Annotated in this window: 2 protein-coding genes and 1 pseudogene; 1 reads left to right on the forward strand and 2 read right to left on the reverse strand. The window is 65.1% G+C overall.

The window, feature by feature from the left end:
* Window positions 1-238: pseudogene (locus AX669_RS09540) on the forward strand (IS630 family transposase); the annotation flags it as partial.
* Between the two features lie 2 nt (window positions 239-240).
* Here AX669_RS09540 and AX669_RS09545 read toward each other — a convergent pair.
* Both AX669_RS09545 and AX669_RS09550 read right to left on the reverse strand, forming a co-directional pair.
* The gene (locus AX669_RS09545; RefSeq protein ID WP_006947316.1) at window positions 241-837 is read right to left on the reverse strand and encodes a cadmium resistance transporter; all 597 of its coding nucleotides are present in this window, start codon (window positions 835-837) and stop codon (window positions 241-243) included.
* On the reverse strand, window positions 834-1,193 hold the full coding sequence (locus AX669_RS09550) for a helix-turn-helix transcriptional regulator (RefSeq protein WP_006947315.1): 360 nt from the start codon (window positions 1,191-1,193) through the stop codon (window positions 834-836). Before AX669_RS09550 ends, AX669_RS09545 begins: the two co-directional genes overlap by 4 nt.
* Between the last annotated feature and the right edge of the window lie 79 nt (window positions 1,194-1,272).

A 1,272-nucleotide genomic window follows, 5' to 3' on the forward strand; every position in this document is an offset into this window, starting at 1 on the left:
GATCACGTTGCACTTCACCCCGACCAGCGGGTCCTGGCTCAACCTCGTCGAGGTTTTCTTCGGGATCATCACCCGACAGGCCATCCGCCGCGGCTCCTTCGACAGCGTCAAGCAACTCGTCACAGCGATCAGCACCTTCATCGACGGCTGGAACGAGCGCTGCCACCCATTCATCTGGACCAAGACCGCCGAGGAAATCCTGCCCCACGCCACCCGTCAAACCAGTTCAGGCGCGTGACATCAGAGACCGAACGCGCCGCCGCCGACGAGGATTGCGACGCCCAGTCCGATCAGGACGATGGGGAAGAGGATGTGCTCCCGCCGTTCGAGGACCTCGGCGATGGGTCGACGCGTGGCGACGAACTTGGCGGTGGCCACCAGCACTGCCACGAGCACGAGGAAAACGATGCAGAAGGTGATGACAGCGGGAGTACTGATGTTGAGGAAGACCGGGACGTAAACGCCGATGTTGTCCCCACCGTTGGCGAAGGTGACGCCGGCGACGGTCGCCACGGCAACGCTCTTACCTGACACGGCGGCATCATCGTCGTCGCCCTCGCCGCGGTAGACCTCCCACGCAGCCCAGAGACCCAGCGCGAGGGGGATGAGCCCAAAGTAGGGAATCGCCTCCTCTGGCAGCGCCCACCCCGCCCCCAAGGTCACCACGAGTGCGGCGGCGAGGATCCCGACGAAGCCAAGGTATTGCCCGGCCAAGATCTTCGCGGTCGTCCCGGGGCGTCCGGCACCTCGGGCGAAGAAGAGCGAGAGCACGATGATGTCGTCGATGTTGGTCGCGATGAAGAGCCCGATCGCTTGGAGCAGCGCCGCGGCCGTCATGCGCCGGACCTGCCGTCGTGGCAACCAGGCACCTCGCAGGCGACGTCGAGGCAGGGGGCGTCCGCGTCGACGGCCAGCTTGACCTCGACCAGCTCGGTGAGCGCACGTGCGAGGTGGGGGTCAGCGATCTCGTAAAGGGCCTGGCGGCCCTCATGGGTGGCGACCACGATCCCGCAGTCCCGCAGGCAACCCAGGTGGTTCGACACATTCGAGCGCGTCAGGTCTAGCGCGTTGGCGAGCTCTGCCGGATGCGCGGGGCACGCCAGAAGCGACAGAAGGATCCGTGAACGCGTGGGGTCGGCCATCGCCCGGCCCAGACGCTGCATGGCGTCTAAGCGGGAAGCAAGAGTCAGCATGCACTGAACGATACAGTAACCGCTGAACTACAATCGCCCCACCCAACTCGTCAAACAAGTTCAGACGCGTGACACTAGG

It is taken from the genome of Dermacoccus sp. CCH2-D9, assembly GCF_001556795.1.
GTDB lineage: Bacteria > Actinomycetota > Actinomycetes > Actinomycetales > Dermatophilaceae > Dermacoccus > Dermacoccus nishinomiyaensis.

What these genes read in the sequence shown, in the direction of transcription:
- AX669_RS09545 (WP_006947316.1), bottom strand. Translation starts at nt 837, where the DNA reads ATGACGGCCGCGGCGCTGCTCCAAGCGATCGGGCTCTTCATCGCGACC.
- AX669_RS09550 (WP_006947315.1), bottom strand. Translation starts at nt 1,193, where the DNA reads ATGCTGACTCTTGCTTCCCGCTTAGACGCCATGCAGCGTCTGGGCCGG.